The organism is Sinomicrobium soli, from assembly GCF_003285545.1.
GTDB lineage: Bacteria > Bacteroidota > Bacteroidia > Flavobacteriales > Flavobacteriaceae > Sinomicrobium.
The window spans coordinates 16,386-40,484 of the sequence record NZ_QLNV01000014.1; the positions used below are offsets into that span (position 1 = coordinate 16,386).

The window sequence follows — 24,099 nt, forward strand, 5'->3', positions numbered from 1 at the left end:
AAAAATTAGCAATCGAAAATGGATAACATTCATAACATATCAGAAGAAGAGGTAGATAACACTATCATTGACGCTGGTGATGGTACAGAGAAAGAGCAGGTGGATGACCAGGTATTGTTGATGGATAAGCCATTCGACCCTACGCTCATCAAGATAGAAACCAAAACGCCCTCATTAGATACCTTAATCAAGCGCATTGAAAGGAAAAGTATTCAAATGAATACCGAAACTTACTTTCAGCGCAAAGACGACCTTTGGGATAAAACCAAGCAAAGCCGCCTGATAGAATCCATACTTATTCGCTTCCCGCTACCGGCCTTCTTTTTCGATGCAAGCGATGATAATAACTGGTTGGTGGTGGACGGATTACAACGCTTAAGCAGTATTCGCAACTTTGTAGTAGATAAAAGTCAGGCTTTAACTAATCTGGAATTTTTAACGCATCTCAACGGCAAGTATTGGGATGATTTACCTGAAGACCTTCAACGAGTAATTGAAGAAGCACAGGTTGTGATTTACAAAATCATGCCGGGCACACCAACCGATGTGAAGTTCAATATCTTCAAACGAATCAATACGGGCGGTCTCATTCTGGAAGCGCAGGAGATTCGCCACGCCTTGTTCCAAGGGCGACCAGCCACTTTTATTTATGAATTGGCAAACATCAAAGCGTTTAAGGATGCCACCGCAAATAAAATCAAAACGGACAGGATGCTCGACAGAGATTTTGCCAATCGTTTCTTAGGATTTTACCTGTTGGGTGTAGAGAATTATGGCACAAAAGAATTTGGCTATGATTTAGACTCCTACATGAGCAAGGCAATGGCAGAGATTTACTCCAAATCCGAGGAGGAATTAGAGCGAATATCCAATGCTTTTAAAGCATCCATGCAACTGGCAAAAACCATATTCGGGGACGAAGCATTCAGAAAAGTGCGCACAGGCAATAAAAGGCTCCCTCCCATCAACAAAGCCCTATTTGATGCGCTTTCTACTCAACTGGCATTGCTATCAGAAGATGAAGCCACCCGCTTAAAGGAGAACAAAGCAGCATTTAAAACCACGCTAAAAGAAGAACTCACCAATAATGAGGTTTTCTTTTCAGCAGTAACCAGTGGTACAGGTGATAAAACCAAGGTTGCAACACGCCACAACAAAATCAGGGAATTAATTAATCAAGCGATTCAACATGATTAGTAGTATAGAAATTAAAAACTTCAAATCCATCAAGTCCAAATTGTTTGCGCTTCGGAATTTGAATGTGCTTTTGGGGCTCAACGGACAGGGCAAAAGCTCTTTCACTCAAAGTCTATTATTACTGAGACAAAGTCAAAGGCATATAACTGAGCACATTAATCTGAATGATGAAAAATTAATAAGAATCGGGAAGGCAAAAGATGCACTCTATCAATATGCAAAAGAAGATATGTCTTTTGAAGTTAAATTTTCAGAATCCAAGATTTTAAACTTGGTTTTTGAGTATAAATCTGACTCAGACATAATGAAAGTCAAAGATTCATCTAAAAGCTTGAATATACCAATGGATGAAGCTCTATTTACGAAAAACTTTCAGTATTTAAACGCAGAACGTGTAGAACCAAAATCACTACACAGTAAAAGTTATTCTTCAATAACTATAGACAGAAACATAGGAAAAAAAGGAGAGTACACTGTGCATTTTTTGGAAGTAAATGGAGATGAAAATATCGCTTTTGAAAATTGCATACACCCAGACACGATTATTTCAGTAAATAACAAGAATGAGAGGTTTAAAGACAAAAGGCTAATTCATCAAGTAAATTTATGGCTTAGTGAAATAAGCCCAGAAGTACAAATTAAAACAACAGATCTTACCTCAGATTTCGTACAGTTGGCATTTGAATACAAACAACCAACCTTTGGAGAAACAAATGCATTTAAACCTGAAAATGTAGGTTTCGGTATTTCGTATGTTCTCCATGTAGTAACAGCTTTATTAAAAGCAAAATCAGGTGACCTGCTTATTATCGAAAACCCTGAAAGCCACATCCATCCAAGAGGTCAGGCAGAATTAGGAAAATTGATTGCCTTGGTAGCACAAAACGATGTGCAAATTATCATAGAGACTCATAGCGACCATATTGTAAACGGTATTCGTGTAGGCATAAAGGAAGAGAAATTAAGCAAAGACAAGGCAAGACTTTTCTACTTCAAAAAGATTGTGGAGGAGCAAGAGCAATACTCAGCCATAACCGACATTGTCTTGGATAAGAATGGGACGCTTTCCGAAGAACCAGAAGGCTTGCTTGACGAATGGGGTAATCAACTTTTAAAATTATTTTGAGGATGCAGTTAGTTTTTAATGAGCTTTCCCTGCTTCCTCTAACCGAGTCTGTCCAAGTTGCTGAAATGAACTTTAGGACAATGATTGGCACATTTAAAAAGGCTAAAGAAGTTGTTGGGTTTAAGAATATTTTGTTCCAGAATAATCTATCCAACCAAGCGGTGATAGAGCAAATAAACTTCGTTCAGCTTTTAGACTTATTGGAAAATAAAGACTTGAAAAGGGCTTTAATAACTTTTCTTAATCCTCCTTATCTGGATGACTTGACAGATGCTGAATTAGAAGAATTTTATTCAAGTGAATATCGTATAACTGATGAGGGTTGCCCAACTACAGAAGCTCCTTACGGTTTTCCGATAGCTCATATTAAAACCGTTCCAACCATCAGTCTAAACACTCATGAGTTTTGGAATAACCTGAAAATCAATCTAACAAGGATTGGAGCAGAAGAAGCTGAAAGCGCAAGTTTTTCAGTCAACAATATCTGTCAATCAGATCATCTTGAATCTCAACAATTCAAAGATTGGGTCAGTGTTTCATTAGCAGGTAAAATTGAGGACAAAGAAGCTTTGGGCAAATATTTGGGATATACGAAGTATTCGGCTCATTTCGAGGATGATTTCTTTACTCAACTTATGGGTTGGAAAAAAGAAAACCAAAAGCTTTATAAATACACTTTGGCACTTATGAAAGATGTTGAGCTACATCCGTTCACTGGTGGCATGGGTCAGACAGAAAATTTAAAGAATCGAGGCAAAGAAGCCTCCAAAAGAATATCGAATAGCTATCCTGATGGGGACAGGTTAAGCTACACGGTAGAAAATAACGTGGTAACATTTATTGCTTGCAAAGGCCACTATAAATTCCATTAGTATGCATACAACAGATACATCAGAAAAGGGCTTAGAAACGATCATAGAAAAGCATTTAATCAACCACAATGGCTTTATTGCAAGCTATAGTGCCGACTATGATCGTGACCTCTGCATCAATGAAAAGCTGTTGTTCGAGTTTTTGGCAGCAACGCAACCCAATGCCCATGATACCATCATCAAAAGAGGCAAAGACAAATTCCTGAAACGTCTTTCAGACCAAATTCGCCATAAAGGTATCATTGAAATACTTCGCAATGGGGTCAAGGATTTGGATTTAAGAGTACAGCTCTACTTTAAAAAGCCAACTTCTCTTCTTAACGATAAAGCTCAGAAGCATTATAGCAGCAACATTTTTTCTGTTACCCGACAGTTGTACTACAGTCTGGAGAACAGCAACTCTTTAGACATGGTGTTGTTTATCAATGGTTTGCCATTGAGCACATTTGAATTAAAGAACCAATGGACGGGTCAGAATGTAAAACACGCCATTCGCCAATACCAAACAGACCGAGATCCGAAAGAACCCTTGTTTGCCTTTGGCCGATGTATGGTTCACTTTGCTGTAGATGCCGATTTGGTTTATATGACCACACGTCTCAACAGTACAAAAACCTTTTTTCTCCCCTTTAACAAGGGAAATAATGATGGTGCAGGCAATCCGGTAAACTCCGAAGGTTTAAAAACTGATTACCTCTGGAAAAATATATTGACCAAAGACAGCCTGAGCAACATAGTCGAAAACTTTGCTCAAATTGTTGAAGAAAAAGACGAAGACACAGGAAAGGTTAAGCGCAAACTGATTTTTCCCCGATACCACCAACTCAGAGCGGTAAAAAAGCTGCTGCACCATTCCAAAGAAAACGGTGTTGGCCAAAAATACCTTATTCAGCATTCAGCTGGTTCAGGCAAATCAAACTCTATTACCTGGTTAGCACACCAGTTGGTGAGTTTACACGATAGTGAGAATACAGAGACCGTTTTCGATAGTGTTATTGTAGTAACGGACAGGCGTGTCTTGGACAAGCAAATCAGAGACAACATCAAGCAATTTGCTCAGGTAAGTAGTGTCGTTGAAGCTATTGATAAAGGGAGCAGACAATTAAAACAAGCTCTCGAAGACGGGAAGAAAATCATTGTTACCACAGTCCAGAAGTTCCCTTTTATCATAGATGAAATCGGAGCTTTACAGGCAAAGAAATTCGCCATCATCATTGATGAAGCTCATAGCAGCCAAAGCGGTGAAACGGCCAGTAAAATGAATTGGGTGCTGTCCGATAAGGAAGTACCATACGGTGATGAACCTGAACCACCAACCTCTGAGGATATTATCAATGAATTGATAGAGAACCGCAAAATGCTGAAAAACGGGAGCTATTTTGCATTTACCGCCACCCCCAAGAACAAGACATTGGAAACCTTCGGTGAAAAGACAGCCGAGGGTAAATTCATGGCTTTTGATAATTATACCATGAAGCAGGCCATCGAGGAAGAATTTATTCTTGATGTGCTAAAGAATTACACCACCTATCAATCCTACTACAAATTAGATAAAGCTGTTGAAGACAACCCGGAGTTTGAAACCCGTCAAGCCAACAAAAAGCTACGTGCTTATGTAGAAAGCCATCCTTTCTCCATTATGGAAAAGTCTAAAATCATGTTAGACCATTTTCATGCGGACATTAGAAAGCTCATCAATGGTCAGGCAAAAGCAATGGTAGTTTGTAAAAGCATCAAAAACGCCATTCTTTACTATCAGGCTTTCAACGAGTATCTGAAAGAAATCAACTCACCATACAAAGCCATTGTAGCTTTTTCAGGCACAAAAGAAATAGACGGAGAAGATTGGGATGAGGCCAGATTAAACGGTTTCCCAAGCAATGACATTCCAACTGAGTTCAAGAAAAAGGAATACCGCTTCCTGATAGTAGCTAATAAGTTTCAAACAGGATTCGACCAGCCACTATTGCATACCATGTATGTAGATAAAAAATTAGCGGATGTTCAGGCGGTACAAACTTTATCAAGACTCAATAGAGCTTACAAACCTTACAAGGAAGACACCTTTGTGATGGATTTCTTCAATACCACCGAGGATATTAAAAAAGCATTTGAGCCTTTCTATACTACCACCGTCCTAAGTGAAGAAACAGACGCCAATAAACTCAATGATTTACAAGATGCCTTAGACAATGCTCAGGTCTATTCTCAGGATGATGTAGTCAATTTCACCGATTTATATTTCAAAGAAGCAGACAGGCAGGAATTAGACCCGATCATTGATAAATGCGTTGCGGAGTATAAAACTGAACTAAATGAAGATGCCCAGATTGATTTCTATGTAAAGGCGAAATCCTTCTTTAGAACGTATGCATTCCTTTCTAAGCTGCTATCCTTCAATAATTCTTATTGGGAAAGACTGTATTGGTTTCTGAAATTCCTGATTCCTAAAATCAAGCCGGAGGAAATTGAGGACTTAGCCAAGGGCATTCTGGAAGCAATAGACCTGGATAGTTACAGACTGACCCGAACAACACAAGAGAACATCAAACTAAGTGGTGATGAAGAATTAGACCCTACTCCACCAGTAATGAAGGGCAAAAAAGGGGAACTTGGCTTTAATGAGTTGGATGCTATCCTCAAAGAGTTCAATACAAAGTTTGGCATTGATAACTGGACGGATGATGATAAGGTAAAGAAATTCCTGTTCGAGCAATTACCCGCCGATTTTGCCCGTGATGAGGCCACAGTCAACGCAGTTAAAAACAGTGACAAGCAAAACGCAAAAATCACTTCTGATAAAAAGGTAGAGGATTTGATGCAGGATGTGATTTTCCAATTCACCGATTTGTATAAAAAATTCACGGATGACCCAGATTTCAAACGCCAGTATTTAGACTTTGTATTTGATAAGATTTGGAATCAAAAAAAGAGTACTCGAAAGAATTCATAACCTGTAAGGAAATGGATCAGTACGGAACAAAACATATTTCTGACCAAAATATTAGAGCCGGAAGAAAACCCCAGCTACCGCCCCCGCTGGTGCGCAATTGTATCGCCCCGCTACCGCCAGTGGAGTTTAGGAAACTCGCTCTTCGAAATCTTGCAGCCCCAGCCCCCGTTTGAGTCTGACGGAAACAGCCCCCAAGTATAACACTAGAAAAAAGGTTATGCTAAGGCAGTACTCTTTACCTCCTCTTCGCATAACCTCAATAGTATATTTGCAATCCAGTAAAAACACAGGCTATATCCTAAATTTGAAAACAATGTCCGATAAAAACGAGCTAGACTGGGAGGAATATGAGGCCATCACTAAATACATCTACGGGGCGATGGGCGAAAAATACGGTATCAAGGTGATAGGGTATGGCCGGAATTGCAAGGTCAAAGGCAAATCTGGAGCAACTTATCAGATAGATGTACTGACAGAGCAGTCGGATGGTAAGAAAAAACACCAGACTGCCATCGAATGTAAGTTTATAAAGAAAAAAGTAACAAATGATACTGTGATAAAGCTCTGGGGTGTCATGGAGGATGCTGGAATTGAAAATGGGATCATAGTTTGTAAAACGGGATTTACGAAGAATACGCTTTTGTATGCCGCGCACAAGGGCATAAAACTGGTCGAGCTGTGGGAGGCCCAAGAGAATGACAGGGATTTTAAAAGGACTTTTGAGGTGGGAATCCTGGATATCCGTTCGAACATCATGTTGGAGCGAGCAAACATTACAAGTATTGATTTTGGCAGTCAGGTTATCACTGGAAAAGAAGAGGTCATGGCAATGTGCTATGCCAAACTTTATGATTCTTACGGCAGGGAAATTCCCTTTAGCAAGTACATCCTAATATATTCTAATGAGCTGAAAGATCGAGGAGAATTATTGAAGGCTGCTACCATAAACGTTCCCTTCACCGGAAAGCTGTTCTGGAGGCTCAGAGATAAGGAAATTGCTATAGAAAAGATTGCGATAACCGGATTTGTTTCCAGGACCGATCAAAGCCAGACAAGGTCATTCGTACTGACCGATCAGGTCTGGATGATCATGAAGGAGCTATTCGATAAGAGGAATTTGACCATGTCAAAGAGTGGATTGATTTGGAACCTATCCCAAAACTGAGGAGCATACGAGACCACTACCATATATACAAATGAATATCTTTAAATTCAAGAAAAAACAGGAATATTCAGCCAGGGATATTTTAAGGCAGTTGAACAAATGTGCCAAGGATTTTACCTTCCCGATGCTCGACAATGGATATGTATATCCAGTGACCTCTAAACTGACCGCTTACCGGGACGATAAAAGATGGGCATTGATCATAGAAGTAGTCGGGTTTAGCTATCGCGGTGGTGGGCACAATGGAATTACCAACGCGCTCCACGTTTTTGGGAATTGCATAAACACCGAACCGGGAATGGCCAATGCCAATTTCCTTTATATAACGGGCAATAGTCCGGATATACCAACTTTCGATGAAGAATATATGGAAAGTTTAAATCCCAATGCCAAAACCATGACTTTGCGGGAAAAGGAAATTCCGGTTAATCATAACAGGGACTTTTATCTTAAAAAGGGAATTGAGTTGAAAGAAGAAAATAAGATTTTTATCTGGGAATTTTTAAGAGGTTTAGTGCCGGAACGCAACCATGATTTTTTTGCCACCGAAAAAGAAATCAGGGAAAGGGTCCCAGCAGATTTACCCAGGATTATGGAATTGACCGAATGGAATCATCCGGACTGTGCTGCTTCCGAACTTCCAGGTAATAATGAAACGTTTAAACAAATAGCCAGGGTTCTGGAAACCGGACAAACAAAACATTATAAGCCGTCAAATGCCCCCAATAACCATTGGAAAAACTGGCCGGACGGAGGTGCATTATAAAAAGGTTCTAATAACACCCAACTATTCCTCGTTTGAGCACATCAGAAACGAGAATCTAACATATAAAAGCATTTTTAACGTTTACCGACAAGCAAAAACACACACCACTGAAAGCTAAACAGACATATTTAAAGGGAAAATCAGTTTTTGTAGTTTCTTTGATCGTCATCGGGATTACCATACTGACCGTTTATTTAACCGGAATAAATTACAACCGGAATTTGACTTCAAACCTGTATTTATCCTTAGGGATCATTGCAACCACGCTTTTCCTGTTTATGACTTACGGGCTTTATAAAGGAATCGGACTGATTGACAATTTTCCAAAGTTCAGGAATTTTAAAAAAGGGGATATTATCGGACATACAGCACCCACTTTTGACACACCGGGTATTTCTGTCGGGGATGGAATTAGCGGGTTGATCATTTCCATCTTATGTTGGATTGGGGTTACGATACTTTTTATTGTCCTGTTGGTCGTATTAGAAGCTGTATTTTGGTTTTCGATTTTTATAATCCTCGCCATGTTGTATTGGATTTTTTTCAGGGCTTTAAAGTTTGTTTTTAATAAATCAACGGAAACGAAGGGAGACATTGGGATTTCAGCAATGTATTCGCTGGCTTATACTATACTCTATACAGGTTGGATTTTTGGCATAGTGTACCTGACACAAACAATGAAATAAAACGCGTTGACATCATCGGTTCCATCTTCATGATGTATTTGGGACCACCCCCTATAATAGCATTGTGAGTATTGATGAAAAAATTGATAGTAATATTAGCTGTTCTGGTTTCCGATTTGACTTTGGCTCAAACGGAACAAAAAACTGACACGCTTGAAATCTGGACACTGTTCAGTATCGGGAATTTTGTCAACTCAAATGCCGAACGCATTGTGGAGCAAAAATGGCCTTTTAGAATAAAGGGGATTGCAGGAGACACATTTCCGGAAGACATGATTGATGCTGTGGAAACCCACAACAATCAAGTCTGGAGCTATCTGGATGCCAACGGACATACGGACTCTAAGAAAAAGTTTGAAGCGGATTTGCTGGCGGAAATCAGGCGGATACAAAACGCTGTAGAAATTTCGAATTCGCACAAAAATATTATTCAATTATTTGAAAAATGGAGAAAAAGCAAGCGACAAAATTATACGAAACTCCATAAATTGAGCGATGAAAAGTATGAATTCCTGTTGTATAGTTTTGATGTCAATAATTTGGATAAGGGACAAACTTTTGAACTGAAATATACTGTGGATTTAGATAAAGGAAAAATAAAAATTATGGAATAATAAACAGGATAAAGTTATTCCCTGCTCTTCGAAGTGTTGCAAGCTATGCGAATGTCTCTGGCTTTGCAGCCCCCCGCTGCCGCACGATTGTACCTTAAACCCGCTCAACGAAGTGTTCATTGTCTCTAACTTTACAGCCCATAGCACATCCATGACCAGCCAATACGTGCCCATTGACGAAAATGTTAAGAACTCGGAAAGACTGTAAACCGTATTATTTTCGACTTATAAAGGAAATACCGGCCCGGGTTTTGGCGGAGGCGAAAGAGAAAGCCGGGTAGGTGGCAAAAGTGGAGCCCGTTGAAACGAGGGGAAAAGCGTATAAATAATATTTGTTGGACGGTTGAGTCTCTGTAACCTTGATGGCTATTGGTTGGTGCTTTTTGGTTTTTACAACATCCTGATATAAAATTAGTACTTTTAAAAGTACAATTGTGTAAAACAAAACAGATGGAATTGCGGCAAATAAAAATATACCGTATGACCCACATTAAGAATATACCACATATTCTACAACATGGTGTTACTCATAAAGATTCTCCCAATTCTAACGACAATTTTGTAACTATAGGGGATATCAGTTTAATTGACACCAGAAATACTAAAAGAGTTAGTGTAGATAACGGTGATTTTCCTAACCTTAATGCACCAACAATTGTTTTAGGCGATTTTATTCCTTTTTATTTTGGGGTTAAAATGCCTATGCTTTACGTTATGCAAAACGGGGGAAATTTTGTGAGGACGGCTACACCTGCAGAAGATATTGTATATTTGGCTTGTTCAATATACGATATAGTTCAATCAAATAACACCATTTATTTTACTGATGGACATGCCACTGATAATTTAACTACTTTTTTTGACGGAAGTAAAATAAAGGATCTTCCATCCTCGATAGATTGGAAAGCCGTGAAGGCTAAGTTTTGGGGAGGACAGGATAACTTAAATCTAAAGCGGAAAAAGCAAGCAGAATTTTTAGTAGCAGACGACATTTCTCCCAACTATTTGATTGGTTTTGGTTGTTATAATGAAACTGCCAAACAAAGGTTAATAGTTATGGGAGTTGAAGAAGAAAAAATTAAGATTATCCCCAAAGCTTATTATCATTAAAACAAAAGACCATGATAAAGTATACAACAGGAAATATTTTTGAAAGCAGTGCACAGGCCTTAGTGAATACTGTAAACACTGTTGGTATTATGGGTAAGGGCATTGCGCTACAATTTAAAAAAGCATATCCGAATAATTTTAAAGCCTATGTCGAAGCTTGTAAAAATGGTGAAATTAAAGTTGGTAAATTATTTGTCACACAGGATTCCAACCTGGATACAGGAGAAAAAATCATTGTCAATTTTCCAACAAAAAAACATTGGCGGAAGCCTTCGGAATATGTATACATAGAAGAAGGACTGGACGATCTAATTCGGATAATTAGAACGCAGCAAATTAAAAGTATAGCAATTCCTCCTCTCGGTGCAGGCAATGGAGGGTTGGAATGGGAAAAGGTAAAAAAAATAATAGAGACTAAACTACAAAATTTTAATATCGATATTTTCGTATATGAGCCAACGACGCAAATAAAGGAGCATTTGAAAAAGGAAAGAGTAAAATTGACCGACGCCAGAGCTTTACTCCTTTATATGCTTTATGATTTGGTGAAAAATGGTGAATATGCCTCTGAATTCTCAAGTGAAAAGGTTTGTTATTTTCTACAAAGATTTGGAGCACAAAAATATTTTAACCTTGAATTTGCCCCTTATTTTTACGGGCCTTATTCGGGTAAAGTAAGATTTGTGTTGAATGCTTTAAACGGAAGTTACATCATGGGGTATAGTGATATGAATAAAAAGCCTTTTGAACCGTTAACCTTAGTCGCAGACGGTTATGAAACTGTTAAAAACCATATTGAAAGTAATCCCGATCTTCTGAATATTGCAAAAAAAACGATTAACTTTTTAAATGGTTTTTACTCAGACTTTGCCCTTGAACTATTATCTTCCATAGATTATATAATTAATGAACAAAAAACTTTCGACAAGCAAATTGTCTTTCAAAAACTAGAGGAGTGGAACGATAGAAAACGTAGTATGTTTTCCAATCCAAAATATATTAATATGACTATGAAACATCTTCAAGAAGCTACATTTCAATAATCTATTCACCTGTTCTTTGAAGTGTTGCAAGCTCAGCGAAGGTATCTAATTTCGGCAAGCACCACCCACGCTGCCGCACGATTGTATCGTGTGGTATCTTTTATCTTTAATTAATTCTCTGAACCCTCCTCATAGCCCTATTTTTCCGAAAATGAAAAATCTGTACATTTAACCTATGAGCAGAAACTACAAATTCCGCAATCCCGAAGGCCTGTACTTTGTAAGTTTTGCCGTAGTGGAGTGGCTGGACGTTTTCACAAGAAAACAATACAAGAACATATTGCTCGATAGCCTATCTTTTTGCCAAAAGCAGAAAGGTATGGAAATAATAGCCTGGTGCATCATGACCAACCACGTGCATTTGGTCTTCAGGAGCGTAAAGGGTCAACATCCTGCCTTGCTGTTGGGCGACTTTAAGCGGTTTACAAGCAAAGCCGTGGTAAAGGCCATACAGAATAACCCACGGGAAAGCAGAAAAGAGTTTTTGTTGGAACAGTTTAAAAAAGTGGCGGAAAAATCGTCCAATGTAGACAGTCATCAGTTTTGGAGACATGACAACAAGCCCATTGAATTGTGGAGCAACAAGGTTATACAGGAAAAGGTAAGCTATGTCCATAACAATCCGGTGGGAGAGCGGGCTTGGTTTTCAAGCCACAGGATTATCTTTACAGCAGTGCGACGGACTATGCAGGAGGAAAAGGGCTGTTGGATCATATTATTGTTTTTCAGTATTTTGGTTAAAGAAAGAAACGTTATAGATAGTTTAGGCCACACGATACAATCGTGCGGTAGCGGGTATTGATGAAAAAATTGATAATAATATTAGCTGTTCTGGTTTCCGATTTGACTTTGGCTCAAACGGAACAAAAAACTGACCAAGCCGAAATTTAAAACTGCCGAAGTATGGTATAAATTTCACTCTGATTTTTGGAATAAGGGTTATACAACGGAATCCTTACATAAAATTTTGGATTTCGGATTCAACGAACTTAAACTACACCGGATTGAGGCCGGATGTGCAGTGGACAACATAGGAAGTATCCGGGTTTTAGAAAAAGTTGGAATGACAAGAGAAGGAAGAAAGAGAAAGGTATTGCCACTTAAAGATGGTTGGTCTGACAATTTTGAATATGCCATTTTATCAATGGATGATCTAATAAGTGAAAAATGACAGCATTTCCAGTTACGAGGTCTACACTTTCCGCAAAAGAATTAGGAGAGTTTATAAAAGACCGATATCAGTTGAACGAAAATTTTACGTGTGAATTATTCAGGACAGGAATGAACCACACTTATTTCATTTCTTCAGGTGAAACAAAATATGTCATAAGGGTTTATAGTCACAATTGGAGGTCTAAAGATGATATTACCGAGGAGATAAAACTGCTAAATCTTCTAAAAGAAAAGAAAATAACGGTCTCTTTTCCAATTCAGGATAAAAACGGAGCTTTCATTCAGGAAATAAATGCCCCCGAAGGAAGTAGATATGTAGTGCTTTTTTCATTTGCACAAGGTGGCAAAATTCGATTTATGGACAAAGAAACTTGTTCTTCTATTGGTTCGCTAATGGCAAAAATTCATACCCTCCCCTTAAACAAACCTATTGACCGAATTTCTTATAACAAACAATCGCTTATAGAACTGCCATATGAGTATTTAAAACAATTCTTCCCCGAGAAATTAACAGAAATGGAGTTTATTAAAGCGTTTGGGGAGTCTTTCCGGGATTCAGATTTTGACAATATTGGGGAGGGAGTCGTACATATGGATATTTGGTATGATAACATGGCTGTAGTAAATGAAAAGGAAATTACAATTTTCGACTTTGATTTCTGTGGAAATGGCTGGCAGGTTTTAGATATTGCATATTTCTGTAAACAATTATTTTTCATAGAATCTGACAAAAAACAATATGAATCTAAGGTTCAAAGTTTTCTAAACGGCTACCAAAAAGTTAGAGCGTTATCAGATAATGAACTCAGGTTAATACCTAAAGCCGGAGCTTCTGTTTTTGTTTTTTATCTTGGAGTACAGGCACAGAGATTTGATTGGTCAAACATATTCCTGACTGAAAACTACCTCAAAATGTTTGTTGGAAGAATAAAATCCTGGCTTGATTATTATAAGGAGAGGGAAATGGCGGCGCTTAATACATAAGCACTTTTCTTGCATAAGAAAATATTTACTTCTTAATATTTAAACATTCGCTTTGATTGTTTAATAAATTTTCCTACATTTACTGTAATTCAAACTAAGTTGGTTAGTAGTAGATTGAATTAATTTGGGGTAAAGCCATCCGGGAGGGTGGCTTTTTTACTAATTTTAATTCTTTTAAAGCTGACCCCTCTTCCGGGGTTGCGATTGTAACCTTATAGCGACTGCCATTGTCGCGGATGCTGACCCCTTAGATTTTAAGTCAAACAAATATTACGCATGCACCTACAAGGCCAAGGAAACCTTGGTTCTACCCACCGCATACCGGAAAGCATAAGTGTACTTGCACGGATGGACACACCTTTTTGTACATATTCGGGGTCGTTTAGGCAATTACGTTTACGCCAAACAGAGTTACGTTTACGCCAAACGTAAATACTTACACGGTAAACGTAATCACTTATACCGCATACCGAAATACCTATACGGTAAACGTAACACCCTAAGCAGTAAAAGTAGTCACTTATTGTGCATAGGTATTTACTTTTACAGCAAACATTATAACGTATACCGCATACCGAAATACCTATACGGTAAACGTAACACCCTAAGCGGTAAAAGTAGTCACTTATTGTGCATAGGTATTTATTTTTACGGCAAACATTATAACGTATACCGCATACCGAAATACATATACGGTAAACGTAACACCCTAAGCGGTAAAAGTAGTCGCTTATTGTGCATAGGTATTTACTTTTACGGCAAACATTATAACGTATACCGCATACCGAAATACGTATACGGTAAACATAACGCCCTAAGCGGTAAACATTATCACTTACACCGCGTACCGAAATGCGTATACGGTAAACGTAACCCTGTTTCGTGTAAACGTAAACCTGTTTATGGCCTATTTTCGGGAATTGACTGCAGATATTCATAAACATATGGGGTGTCGGTAGAAGAATGTCAACAAGCAAGAAATAACAAAGCTTATACCGGCCCGGGTTTTGGCGAAAGTTGGGCGATTGTATCCCCGCCCCGCTACCGCACGATTGTATCGTGTGGTATCTTTAATTCCCTGAACTTTCCTCATGGCCCTATTTTTCCGAAAATGAAAAATCTGTACATTTAACCTATGAGCAGAAACTACAAATTCCACAATCCCGAAGGCCTGTACTTTGTAAGTTTTGCCGTAGTGGAGTGGCTGGACGTTTTCACAAGAAAACAATACAAGAACATATTGCTCGATAGCCTATCTTTTTGCCAAAAGCAAAAAGGTATGGAAATAATAGCCTGGTGCATCATGACCAACCACGTGCATTTGGTCTTCAGGAGCGTAAAGGGTCAACATCCTGCCTTGCTGTTGGGCGACTTTAAGCGGTTTACAAGCAAAGCCGTGGTAAAGGCCATACAGAATAACCCACGGGAAAGCAGAAAAGAGTTTTTGTTGGAACAGTTTAAAAAAGCGGCGGAAAAATCGTCCAATGTAGACAGTCATCAGTTTTGGAGACATGACAACAAGCCCATTGAATTGTGGAGCAACAAGGTTATACAGGAAAAGGTAAGCTATGTCCATAACAATCCGGTGGAAGCGGGCTTGGTTTTCAAGCCACAGGACTATGTTTACAGCAGTGCGACGGACTATGCAGGAGGAAAAGGGCTGTTGGATAATATTATTGTTTTTCAGTATTTTGGTTAAAGAAAAAAACGTTATAGATAGTTTAGGCCACACGATACAATCGTGCGGTAGCGGGGGGGCAGGCCACACGATACAATCGTGCGGTAGCGGGGCAGAAATAGTGAATGAACTTTTGAAAAGCGACCTGATTGACGAATTTATTATTTCGATTGTTCCTGTTTTGATCGGTAATGGGACAAGACTTTTCAAGGACGGCAGACCTGAACAATATCTTGAACTTGTAAATTCAAAAAGGTTTGACCATCTTTGAGCAACCTGTCGGTTTTTATCATGTATTCGCCATTGTTAGCGGGTACATACGCTCTTAAACCCACATACTCGACCTCGAAAACGGGCTTTTTTCCAAATGTGGTTAAAAACTCATTAGCGGTTTGGAAGGTTCTGAATGGCGGTGTAACGGCTTCAATAACGCCATACTCGGGTACACGGAAGAAAGGCCACCACCTTGTTTGCCGAGCAAAATGGCAAAACCAGCATAGCAACCACATTTGATGCTGAAACAGAAAATGATCCGGAGTTTCAGAAACAAGGATGGCATTAATTTAATCTCATTATGACTGACTCTGATAACGGTAAATTTGTGAGTGCGGTTTTTATAACGTTTTCCGGGAACTGTAAAAAGGCACTCACCTATTACCAGACCTGTTTTGGCGGCACCTTGCAATTCGAGACTTTCGGAAGGAAATTGCAAGGGTACGCCGAAATACCCGTCGTCAGCGGATCGTTGGTCTCCGACAGGATAGTCATTCACGGTTCGGACCTGGTACACGACGAAGGGAGAACACTTGGAAATTATATGTCTATTTTTCTGCACTGCAGAAATACACATCATAGAAAAGTGCTTATTGAAAAACTGAAATTTAATAAGCAGATTCCTTTTGTCAATAATGACGATGACCAAAAACTGGTTGAGGTAACCGATGCTTTTGATGTGAGATGGGTGTTAAGCGTTTAGGGACAGCATAGGTTCGCCATGAAAGGCAACCCTAAAGGGCGGCTTTGTATGCCGCCATGACGGCAGATCGGGCAATTTTTTTCAAGCAGGGACTTCCGGCGCTCATTGCTTTTGTACTTGTATTAATGGCATAGGCAGACAGTATCCGTCTCAAACGCACACCAGCTCCGGCGGCGCATGGTGTTTTATAGCGATTTCCAACACGGACCCGGATATCCCGGAACAATTACCATTTCTTTCGGGTTGAATGGTGCCACCCGGAAAGATCAGGTATAAATACCTTACTGTGAAAAAGCAGTATGGCCGATCTATGAAGTGTGCAGCGGAATATGCAATATAGCCCGGTCTTAGCGGGATTTTTATTTTCAATATCCATAGGTTGTATTTTAAAAAGTGGTGGCCAAACATTATAGATTTTTAAAAATCACTCTTTAATATGTTAAAACAGATTATAAACATAGCCTTTAAGGGTTATTTTCATTATATTAAGAAATGATTTTTGTTAAATATCATTAAGATCAAACAACGCCACGCTATGAAAGTAGTCCGATATTCCGTTCCGGTATCCGCTGATTCCATAGTTATTGAAGAAGACAGGCTTCCTTATTTCTACGAATACCTGCATTATCACAACGATATGCAACTCACCGTAATCCTCAAGGGAGAAGGGACTCTTATTGTGGATCACTACAAACAACGTTTTACTCCCGGTGAAATTTACTTTATAAATGCCCGTAACCCGCACCTGTTTTGTTCGGATGTTTCTTATTTCGACCACCAGAAAGAAAACAGCGCTCATGCCATTCATATTTATTTTGACGAGAAAAAACTGATCCCGGATAATTACCTGCCGGAAATGAACAACATACGGCGCTTACTGAATATTGTTAAACACGGCATACAAATACCCAACAAAAATGAAGCATATGTAAAACGACAGGTGATAAGAATAAAGAACAGTTCGGGTTTTGAGCGGCTTTACCGGTTTGTAAGGCTGTTACACTATTTCACCGGCGAGTTGCACGAAGTAAGGGATCTTTCTTCGGGAGTTAAAAATCATTTGCGAACAGTTTCTGAAAATCCCAGGATTAAAGAGGTCTACCAGTTTACTTTAAAGCACTACAACACCCCCATTTCCCTGGAAACCGTTTCGCAAATATGTTCCATGACCCAGCCGGCGTTCTGCAAGTTTTTCAAAAAACACACGAGTAAGACCTATATGAACTTTTTACATGAAATCCGGGTTAGCAAGGCTTGTAACAAGATCATACAGGGAGATTTTGAAAACATGACCTCGCTGGCTTACAGCTGCGGGTTCAACAGTACGGTAAACTTCAACAAGGTCTTTAAAAAGGTAGTTAAAGTATCTCCGAGCGATTATATCCGGAAACACCGCAATCAGAAAAGTTATGCCTGAAAAGGTTTAACCCGGGTAGTATCCGGATACATTATGAGGTGGTATTTATTTATGCCCCGCGGTCTGGTCTTACACTTAAATGATCTGTTATCTGTTCATAAGCCAGCGCAAACTCCAGTACTCTTTTATCATCTCCGAATTTACCCATGATCTGCATCCCCATCGGCCTTCCCTGCGCATCAAACCCGACAGGGACATTCACCACGGGGATACCGCCGAGACTGCCCGGAATAACCACTTCCATCCAACGGTGATAGGTATCCATCTTCTGCCCGCTGATTTCCCGGGGCCAGTGGATATGCTTTGAAAACGGAAACACTTGTGCAGATGGTAAGACCAGGTAGTCATACCTGCTAAATAGCCGGTCCAACTCCGCATACCAGCCTACACGAATTGATTGGGCCCGCTCCACATCATCTTCACTCAATTTCAGACCTTGTTCGATTTCCCAGATCAATTCCGGTTTGAGTGCATCACGGGTTTGCGGATCTTCGTAATAATTCAGCATATTTAAACGCCTGTGATGACGCAGAGTGGTCCAGCTCTCCCATATCTCCGGCGGTTTGAACCCGGGCTGTATCGACTCGACTATGGCGCCGGCATCTGTTAAAGTGCCCAAACTATCTTCACACAGATCCATGATTCCTTCTTCCATGGGCAGATAACCATCCAGGTTGCCCATCCATCCAATTTTAACATTCCTGACATTCAATGGGTTCCAGGCACCAAAAGAGGGGTTTATCGCTAAGGTCTGTAATAATTGAATGGTATCCCGGGTGGTTCGCCCCATTGGCCCTGAAGTCCAGAGCAGCCTGTTTCCGGCATCTCCTTCATCCATCACCACGTTAGTGCTCGGCCTGAACCCGATGACATTATTATATGCGGCAGGGTTTCTTAAAGACCCCATCATATCTCCGCCATCTGCCACCGGCAACATACGGGTGCCCAAACCACATGCCGCACCACCGCTACTCCCTCCTGCGGTAAGGGCAGGGTTGAAAGCGCTTCCGGTAGTTCCGAATACCGGGTTGTAGGATTGAGAGCCCAGGCCGAATTCGGGAGTATTTGTTTTCCCGATAAAGATGGCACCCTGATTGCGGATCCTGGTGACTATGGCCCCGTCTTCCCCGGCTATGCGGTTTGCATATAGGGGAGACCCCTCTGTGTAGATCATCCCTCTTACCGGGGTCAGGTCTTTTACGGCATGGGGCATTCCGTGCATCCATCCCCAATATTCATTTCTGGCCAAAGCGCGGTCTGCTTCACGCGCCTGAAGTAACAGCTCATCGTCGCTCACCATACTTACAATGGCGTTATATACCGGGTTATGGCGATGAATACGGGCCAAATAAGCCTGCATTACTTCTACACAGCTCACCGTCTTTGCCTTTATGGCCATCGACAGGTCTGTGGCGCTGAGATCGGTTATATCGGAAGCGAGACGGGCCGCAAAAAGTTTGTTGGTGACAGGTAATGGCAGAGTAAGCAATGTGCTCATCGCCAAGGTGTTTTTAAGAAATTTTCTTCGATGCATCTTTTCGGCTTGAAATAATTGATTATCCATTATAAAACAAATCCCTGAGCTTCATCATGGCGTCTGCCATTTTAACGGATTTAGGGCTGCCGGTCGCCTTGAGTTTCTGAACAATCCTGTCGAAATTAATGGTGTCCTGGTTTTGACTCAGTTTAAAAACAGCTTCTGTTTTTTCCACTTTCATCTCAATTCCGGTTACATATCTCAATTGTTTTAAAACCCCTGAAGGGAGCTTGTCGAAATCAAGATCTCCCCCGATATCTTTCTCATGGCGCTTTGTAAGATCTCTTACGGAGTCGGCAGTTTCACGATCATCCAGTATCCGTACGGGGCCCGAAACGTGTACGCTCATATAATTCCAGGTCGGTGCTTCTGCATAGTTGTACCAGGATGAAGATATATAATGATTAAAATCGGACAGAAAAACTGCAGTTGCTCCCGGGTTTTCGAGCAAATACTTCCCGTGCGGATTTGCTTTTGCCAGGTGGCCCCTTAATAAACGGTTCCCCTGATCATCGTATTCCAGTTCCATCGGGATATGGGTTATTAGAGCATATTCGGTATTTGGCGATATGATGGTGGCAAATCCGTTATACCGGATAAATTCATCTATAAGGTCTTCATCGGTGATCTTATAGTGTTCAGGAATATACATAATGACAGATCTTTTGGTTTTAAGGCTGGTATGTGGTCCTGCCCCCTACTACCGTTTCCAGTACTTTTATATCTTTAATATCTTCCGGCGCTGTTTCCAGTATATTCTTTTCCAGAACAACAAAATCAGCCAGTTTTCCTTTGGCCAAAGAGCCTTTGATATGGTCTTCAAAGGTAGCATATGCGGCATTCAGGGTATACCCGTAAAGCGCTTCTTCCGGTGTTATTTTTTGTTCCGGCACCCATCCGTCCGGATAGGCATCATCTATGGTTCTCCTCGTCGTTGCCGCATAAATACCCAGCAAAGGCGATGACGGCGCCACAAACCAATCGCTGCCGAGTGCAATCGTGGCACCTGCATCGAGAAGCGACCTGAAAGCATACGTACGCCGTATTCTTTCGGGGCCTATCACCTTTTCTGCCCAGCGACCGTCATCAATGGCGTGATAGGGTTGTACGCTGGCAATAACCCCCAGTGCCGCAAATCTACTGAAATCTTCCGGCAAGATATGCTGGGCGTGTTCCATGCGAAACCTGCGATCCTTTTTCCCGGATTCTTCATTCAGCCTTTCTGCCATGTTGAGCAGGGTGTGTACCGACCTGTCGCCTATGGCGTGTACCAGTATCTGTAATCCTGCACTATCGGCAGATTTGATCCTGCTGTACAACAATTTCCTGTCGGTCACGAAAAAACCGGAATCGCGGGGAGCGTCGTGATAAGGTTCGGTAAAGGCAGCTGTATGTGACCCCAGGGAGCCGTCTACAAAACCTTTTACGCCTCCGTATTTCAACCACTTATCGCCTTTTCCTTCTTTTGTAATCATTTCTGCCAGTGATTTCCATTCCTCCAGTTCCTTTACGGCATAAATACGTGTTTTTAACGCATTTTTTCTCCTGGCCCTCTGGTAAACATCAAAATACGCACCGAAACCGGTACCGGTAACACTTACCACCGATGTTATACCCTGAGCGGCAAATTGATCCATCGCGGTTTCCAGGGCCTTGTCCAGCTGTGCGTCGGAAGGCATGGGAATACGGTCTACTATCAGGGTTTTGGCATTATCCTTGAAAAGGCCTGTAGGCGCCCCCTCTTTCCGGAAAACCCTTCCTCCTTCCATCTCGGGGGTGTTTTTATCTATTCCTGCCAGTTTCATGCCCAGACTGTTGGTAAGACACATATGTCCGTCGAGGCGGTTCAGCCATACGGGATTTTCGGGAGTCACCGAATCGATCCACCTTGCTTCGGGTAGTTCTCCCCCCCAGTTCTGATGGTCCCAGCTACCACCGATAATCCATTCTCCAGGCTTCACTTTAGTTGCGTATGCGGCTATTCTGCGAATAAATTCTTCGGGCGACTTTACATCCCGAAGCTGTACGGAAGACAATTTCAGCCCGCCGTCTACATAGTGGGTGTGGCTGTCTATAAAGCCGGGAACTACCATGTTGCCCGGGGCCAAATCGGTGATAACGGTCTCGCTTCCCCGATACCGCTCTATTTCGTCTTCAGTTCCGACAGCCAGAATAGTATCGGCTTTTACCGCCATGGCTTCTACCCGGGGATTAAGCGTGTCTGCGGTCCAGATATTGCCATATACGATACGGTCGGCCGGAAGGCTATCGGTACAACTGCTTATGCTGCACATCATCCCGGTTAAAATAACCATTCCGGCTATATTTCGCTTTATCATATGTTGCTTTTTTATATTACGGTTGTGCCATGACATCAAATATCACCTGGTCTCCTTCTACTGATTTAATGCGGATATATCCTTTTTTACCTGCTCCGTTCACAAAACCGTATATACCGTTTACTTCAATAGCTGTTTCGGTATGTACAGCCGCTCCTGCAGTAGTGCCGGAAACGGGAATTTCAGCCACGTCTTCGGAAGTAATATCTCCCAACTGATCGGTAGCATAGGCCGCCAGCAAGTAATCCGGGGCATCAGAGGGTGGCGTAAATACGCGTTCGGAATATTTTGTGTCGGAGGCGGTTACATCGCCGCTATGTACCAGAGGTGAGACCAATGATATCTGATCTTCACCGAATCCAAAAGCCACATCCACTGTCTCCGGTGCAGAAATCCCGGAATACGTTTCGCCGTTTCGCGTAGAAAAAAAGGCTTCGCTTTCTGATACGCCAGCATCTACATAGGCCAGCATGGGAAAGATACTCACTGTAAAACTATGGTAATTTTCACTGATCCCTGCGGTTTCATCTTCAACGCTTTCCATGGTAAAGGTGACCTCCCTGATATCGGAGGGATCTTCGGAATGATTCAGCAGGCTAAACCTGATCGCTGCCGAACTGGAATTGGCCGGGATAGCGACTATTCCCTTGTCGCCGATGATTTCAAAATCTTCTCCTTCTACGGCCGTACCTTCGATAGTGTAATGAATAATGACAGGAGAATCTTTCTGGCGGCCTACCAGTTGAACCACCACGCTATCTTGTGTGCCCCTTATCGGAATATCGGGATTATCTCCTTCCCTGGACTTTCCTCCTATGGACGGTCCTGTTAATTTTTCGTTCAGACCGGTAATGGGATTACTGAACTCCACTACATCCTCTCCCTGATAGGTAAGATCTCTTTCTTCGGAGCACGAAGCACAAACCAGTACAGCAAATAAAGCCGAAAACAAACTGTTAATCTTCATCGCTTTTAATATTTAGGATTTTGTTCCAAATTCTGATTTACATCCAGCTCGGCCAGTGGCAGCGGTGCCAGAATTCTGTAATCGCCAAACGATATGGCCGGGATCGTTTCCTTGGGGATATTCCTGCCAAGCCGGGTAAGATCAAAAAAACGATGCCCTTCAAAGGCGAGTTCGAGTCTTCTCTCTTTTAAAATGGCCTCTATAAGCTCATTCCCCGACGCCTCTGCATCCGGTAATCCCGCACGGTTCCTGATCTTGTTCAGGTCGTTCAACGCCTCTCCCTCGTTTCCTGACCGTGCATACGATTCTGCACGGTTCAGGTATACTTCGGAAACACGTATCACAGGGACATTATCAAAACCGAAAGACCCCTTGCTTCCCTGGAATTTATTGGTTTCTATCACCTGTTCACCATCACTTCGCACATAATCCACCATCACTTCACGACGCGCATCTCCGGCTTCGTATTCTTCGAGAAGATTATCGGCAACGACAATGTCTCCGAAACCTATTCTTGTGGTTCCCGTATTGATCTGCTGATAATTGGCCTGTATGGTATTGTCATTAGGGTTCTGGGGCAACTCTGCCGTCGAGGCAAACTGCAGCTCGAACATGGATTCGGGATTGGAAGCCTGCTCCCACATACTCACATAGCTCTCCGGGGTTTCCTGAAATGTTCCCACCCCGGAAGACAGGGCCGCATCGGCCTGTATAATGGCGTCTTCATACCTGTCATTTCCCAGGTACAGGTACAGCCGGCTCAGCAGGGCATGGGTAGCTCCTTCAGTCGCATAAACGGGGGAAGCGGGAGACTCCACTCCTTCTGCAGAAAAAAGATCGAGCGCCTGCAACAGGTCTTTTTCTATCTGGGCATATACTTCTGTAACCCCTGCTCTTTCCGGAAATTCTACCTTCCCGTAATCGTCTACCCCTTCCAGAATGAGCGGCACTCCAAGATCAAAACCATTCTGGATATGATTGGGGTTATATGCATAGGTTTTGATCAGGTCGAAATAGACATAACCTCTCAGGAACAACGCTTGTGCTTTTAATACTGCTTTTTCAGCATCGGAGGCTTCCTCAAGCAGATCTGCAGCATCGATCACCAGGTTTGATTTGGTGATTACGGCATACGCGGCTTCCCAGATATCCAGGTGCGATCCGGCCTGGTTTACCAGCTGGGCGCTGCCCCTGCAACTACAGGTGCCGGGATTTACATTGCGTACATTATCTGCGAGCAGTTCCGGGTATATGACCATTTCCCGGCCGTAATATGTTGCGGCACCGGGGCTCCCGGTATAACCTTCAGGCCCCCTGAGGGCCGCATATGCCCCGTTCAGGGCGGCTTCTACTCCAAGGTAGGTGTTAAGTGCCGTTCCGGCGGCTATGGAAGTTCTGGGTTCGGTGTCGAGCATCGACTCACAGGACAGCATACCTGTGACGGCTACACTTAATAGTATATATTTTTGCAAACGAAGTATCATAATGGTCTATTT

23 protein-coding genes are annotated in these 24,099 nt (G+C 41.6%); 18 read left to right on the top strand and 5 right to left on the bottom strand.

The genetic code is table 11. The features are described 5' to 3' along the window. The first annotated feature begins 18 nt into the window (after nucleotides 1-18). The 18 genes from DN748_RS15235 to DN748_RS15335 all read left to right on the top strand — a co-directional run bounded on the left by DN748_RS15235 (nucleotide 19) and on the right by DN748_RS15335 (nucleotide 17,760). Entirely contained in the window at nucleotides 19-1,197 is a 1,179-nt protein-coding gene (locus tag DN748_RS15235; protein ID WP_112372698.1) for a DUF262 domain-containing protein, read from the top strand. After that, nucleotides 1,190-2,323 carry an AAA family ATPase gene (locus DN748_RS15240; protein ID WP_112372699.1) on the top strand — a complete coding sequence of 378 codons (1,134 nt, stop codon included), beginning with the start codon at nucleotides 1,190-1,192 and terminating at the stop codon, nucleotides 2,321-2,323. Before DN748_RS15235 ends, DN748_RS15240 begins: the two co-directional genes overlap by 8 nt. 2 nt (nucleotides 2,324-2,325) lie before the next feature. Continuing rightward, a complete protein-coding gene (locus DN748_RS15245; protein ID WP_112372700.1) occupies nucleotides 2,326-3,195 on the top strand; it encodes a type II toxin-antitoxin system YoeB family toxin in 870 nt (289 codons plus the stop codon). Nucleotide 3,196: 1 nt separating this feature from the next. After that, a complete protein-coding gene (locus DN748_RS15250; protein WP_112372701.1) occupies nucleotides 3,197-6,148 on the top strand; it encodes a type I restriction endonuclease subunit R in 2,952 nt (983 codons plus the stop codon). Between the two features lie 313 nt (nucleotides 6,149-6,461). Beyond that, nucleotides 6,462-7,313 carry a restriction endonuclease gene (locus DN748_RS15255; RefSeq protein WP_161554576.1) on the top strand — a complete coding sequence of 284 codons (852 nt, stop codon included), beginning with the start codon at nucleotides 6,462-6,464 and terminating at the stop codon, nucleotides 7,311-7,313. 31 nt (nucleotides 7,314-7,344) lie between these two features. Further along, nucleotides 7,345-8,079 carry a DUF7003 family protein gene (locus DN748_RS15260; protein WP_112372703.1) on the top strand — a complete coding sequence of 245 codons (735 nt, stop codon included), beginning with the start codon at nucleotides 7,345-7,347 and terminating at the stop codon, nucleotides 8,077-8,079. 221 nt (nucleotides 8,080-8,300) lie between these two features. After that, on the top strand, nucleotides 8,301-8,765 hold the full coding sequence (locus DN748_RS15265) for a hypothetical protein (RefSeq protein ID WP_236636886.1): 465 nt from the start codon (nucleotides 8,301-8,303) through the stop codon (nucleotides 8,763-8,765). A gap of 74 nt (nucleotides 8,766-8,839) precedes the next feature. After that, nucleotides 8,840-9,379: a hypothetical protein gene (locus tag DN748_RS15270; protein WP_146746625.1), complete on the top strand. Its 540-nt coding sequence runs from the start codon at nucleotides 8,840-8,842 to the stop codon at nucleotides 9,377-9,379. Between the two features lie 480 nt (nucleotides 9,380-9,859). Further along, nucleotides 9,860-10,489 carry a type II toxin-antitoxin system toxin DNA ADP-ribosyl transferase DarT gene (gene darT / locus DN748_RS15275; RefSeq protein ID WP_236636887.1) on the top strand — a complete coding sequence of 210 codons (630 nt, stop codon included), beginning with the start codon at nucleotides 9,860-9,862 and terminating at the stop codon, nucleotides 10,487-10,489. Between the two features lie 11 nt (nucleotides 10,490-10,500). Next, nucleotides 10,501-11,532: a type II toxin-antitoxin system antitoxin DNA ADP-ribosyl glycohydrolase DarG gene (gene darG / locus DN748_RS15280; RefSeq protein WP_112372707.1), complete on the top strand. Its 1,032-nt coding sequence runs from the start codon at nucleotides 10,501-10,503 to the stop codon at nucleotides 11,530-11,532. A 175-nt stretch (nucleotides 11,533-11,707) separates the two neighbouring features. Next, the gene (locus tag DN748_RS15285; protein WP_317047436.1) at nucleotides 11,708-12,334 is read left to right on the top strand and encodes a transposase; all 627 of its coding nucleotides are present in this window, start codon (nucleotides 11,708-11,710) and stop codon (nucleotides 12,332-12,334) included. Between the two features lie 69 nt (nucleotides 12,335-12,403). Then, nucleotides 12,404-12,703 (top strand): GNAT family N-acetyltransferase, encoded by a 300-nt coding sequence (locus DN748_RS15290; protein WP_112372708.1) that lies wholly within the window; start codon nucleotides 12,404-12,406, stop codon nucleotides 12,701-12,703. Continuing rightward, complete coding sequence (locus DN748_RS15295) at nucleotides 12,700-13,689, top strand: phosphotransferase (protein ID WP_112372709.1); 990 nt, start codon at nucleotides 12,700-12,702, stop codon at nucleotides 13,687-13,689. Before DN748_RS15290 ends, DN748_RS15295 begins: the two co-directional genes overlap by 4 nt. Before the next feature lie 1,135 nt (nucleotides 13,690-14,824). Then, complete coding sequence (locus DN748_RS15300; RefSeq protein WP_112372710.1) at nucleotides 14,825-15,388, top strand: REP-associated tyrosine transposase; 564 nt, start codon at nucleotides 14,825-14,827, stop codon at nucleotides 15,386-15,388. Beyond that, nucleotides 15,333-15,638: a dihydrofolate reductase family protein gene (locus DN748_RS19270; RefSeq protein WP_236636888.1), complete on the top strand. Its 306-nt coding sequence runs from the start codon at nucleotides 15,333-15,335 to the stop codon at nucleotides 15,636-15,638. The genes DN748_RS15300 and DN748_RS19270 overlap by 56 nt, the downstream gene beginning before the upstream one ends. A gap of 303 nt (nucleotides 15,639-15,941) precedes the next feature. After that, nucleotides 15,942-16,343 carry a VOC family protein gene (locus DN748_RS15320; protein ID WP_112372711.1) on the top strand — a complete coding sequence of 134 codons (402 nt, stop codon included), beginning with the start codon at nucleotides 15,942-15,944 and terminating at the stop codon, nucleotides 16,341-16,343. A gap of 44 nt (nucleotides 16,344-16,387) precedes the next feature. Beyond that, nucleotides 16,388-16,477, top strand: coding sequence for a hypothetical protein (locus DN748_RS19445; RefSeq protein ID WP_201741500.1), 90 nt, complete (start codon nucleotides 16,388-16,390; stop codon nucleotides 16,475-16,477). A gap of 401 nt (nucleotides 16,478-16,878) precedes the next feature. Then, nucleotides 16,879-17,760 (top strand): AraC family transcriptional regulator, encoded by an 882-nt coding sequence (locus tag DN748_RS15335; RefSeq protein ID WP_112372713.1) that lies wholly within the window; start codon nucleotides 16,879-16,881, stop codon nucleotides 17,758-17,760. A 49-nt stretch (nucleotides 17,761-17,809) separates the two neighbouring features. Here the strand turns inward: DN748_RS15335 and DN748_RS15340 are convergent, their stop codons facing one another. Genes DN748_RS15340 through DN748_RS15360 form a run of 5 tightly spaced genes read right to left on the bottom strand, consistent with a single transcriptional unit; the run spans nucleotide 17,810 to nucleotide 24,087 of the window. Next, a complete protein-coding gene (locus tag DN748_RS15340; protein ID WP_236636889.1) occupies nucleotides 17,810-19,258 on the bottom strand; it encodes an amidase in 1,449 nt (482 codons plus the stop codon). A 58-nt stretch (nucleotides 19,259-19,316) separates the two neighbouring features. Continuing rightward, complete coding sequence (locus tag DN748_RS15345) at nucleotides 19,317-19,949, bottom strand: FMN-binding negative transcriptional regulator (protein ID WP_112372715.1); 633 nt, start codon at nucleotides 19,947-19,949, stop codon at nucleotides 19,317-19,319. 19 nt (nucleotides 19,950-19,968) lie between these two features. After that, on the bottom strand, nucleotides 19,969-21,636 hold the full coding sequence (locus DN748_RS15350; RefSeq protein ID WP_161554577.1) for an amidohydrolase: 1,668 nt from the start codon (nucleotides 21,634-21,636) through the stop codon (nucleotides 19,969-19,971). 16 nt (nucleotides 21,637-21,652) lie between these two features. Next, complete coding sequence (locus tag DN748_RS15355; protein WP_112372717.1) at nucleotides 21,653-22,603, bottom strand: hypothetical protein; 951 nt, start codon at nucleotides 22,601-22,603, stop codon at nucleotides 21,653-21,655. 5 nt (nucleotides 22,604-22,608) lie between these two features. Next, entirely contained in the window at nucleotides 22,609-24,087 is a 1,479-nt protein-coding gene (locus DN748_RS15360; protein ID WP_112372718.1) for a RagB/SusD family nutrient uptake outer membrane protein, read from the bottom strand. Nucleotides 24,088-24,099 lie beyond the last annotated feature (12 nt).

Bases quoted from the DNA above. Each gene is read 5' to 3' on its own strand.
- darG (WP_112372707.1), top strand. From the start codon at position 10,501: ATGATAAAGTATACAACAGGAAATATTTTTGAAAGCAGTGCACAGGCC.
- DN748_RS15235 (WP_112372698.1), top strand. From the start codon at position 19: ATGGATAACATTCATAACATATCAGAAGAAGAGGTAGATAACACTATC.
- DN748_RS15320 (WP_112372711.1), top strand. From the start codon at position 15,942: ATGACTGACTCTGATAACGGTAAATTTGTGAGTGCGGTTTTTATAACG.
- DN748_RS15270 (WP_146746625.1), top strand. From the start codon at position 8,840: ATGAAAAAATTGATAGTAATATTAGCTGTTCTGGTTTCCGATTTGACT.
- DN748_RS15255 (WP_161554576.1), top strand. From the start codon at position 6,462: ATGTCCGATAAAAACGAGCTAGACTGGGAGGAATATGAGGCCATCACT.
- darT (WP_236636887.1), top strand. From the start codon at position 9,860: ATGACCCACATTAAGAATATACCACATATTCTACAACATGGTGTTACT.
- DN748_RS15350 (WP_161554577.1), bottom strand. From the start codon at position 21,636: ATGATAAAGCGAAATATAGCCGGAATGGTTATTTTAACCGGGATGATG.
- DN748_RS15250 (WP_112372701.1), top strand. From the start codon at position 3,197: ATGCATACAACAGATACATCAGAAAAGGGCTTAGAAACGATCATAGAA.
- DN748_RS15295 (WP_112372709.1), top strand. From the start codon at position 12,700: ATGACAGCATTTCCAGTTACGAGGTCTACACTTTCCGCAAAAGAATTA.
- DN748_RS19270 (WP_236636888.1), top strand. From the start codon at position 15,333: ATGCAGGAGGAAAAGGGCTGTTGGATAATATTATTGTTTTTCAGTATT.
- DN748_RS15300 (WP_112372710.1), top strand. From the start codon at position 14,825: ATGAGCAGAAACTACAAATTCCACAATCCCGAAGGCCTGTACTTTGTA.
- DN748_RS15355 (WP_112372717.1), bottom strand. From the start codon at position 22,603: ATGAAGATTAACAGTTTGTTTTCGGCTTTATTTGCTGTACTGGTTTGT.
- DN748_RS15360 (WP_112372718.1), bottom strand. From the start codon at position 24,087: ATGATACTTCGTTTGCAAAAATATATACTATTAAGTGTAGCCGTCACA.
- DN748_RS15240 (WP_112372699.1), top strand. From the start codon at position 1,190: ATGATTAGTAGTATAGAAATTAAAAACTTCAAATCCATCAAGTCCAAA.
- DN748_RS15345 (WP_112372715.1), bottom strand. From the start codon at position 19,949: ATGTATATTCCTGAACACTATAAGATCACCGATGAAGACCTTATAGAT.
- DN748_RS15260 (WP_112372703.1), top strand. From the start codon at position 7,345: ATGAATATCTTTAAATTCAAGAAAAAACAGGAATATTCAGCCAGGGAT.
- DN748_RS15245 (WP_112372700.1), top strand. From the start codon at position 2,326: ATGCAGTTAGTTTTTAATGAGCTTTCCCTGCTTCCTCTAACCGAGTCT.
- DN748_RS15340 (WP_236636889.1), bottom strand. From the start codon at position 19,258: ATGAGCACATTGCTTACTCTGCCATTACCTGTCACCAACAAACTTTTT.
- DN748_RS15285 (WP_317047436.1), top strand. From the start codon at position 11,708: ATGAGCAGAAACTACAAATTCCGCAATCCCGAAGGCCTGTACTTTGTA.
- DN748_RS15335 (WP_112372713.1), top strand. From the start codon at position 16,879: ATGAAAGTAGTCCGATATTCCGTTCCGGTATCCGCTGATTCCATAGTT.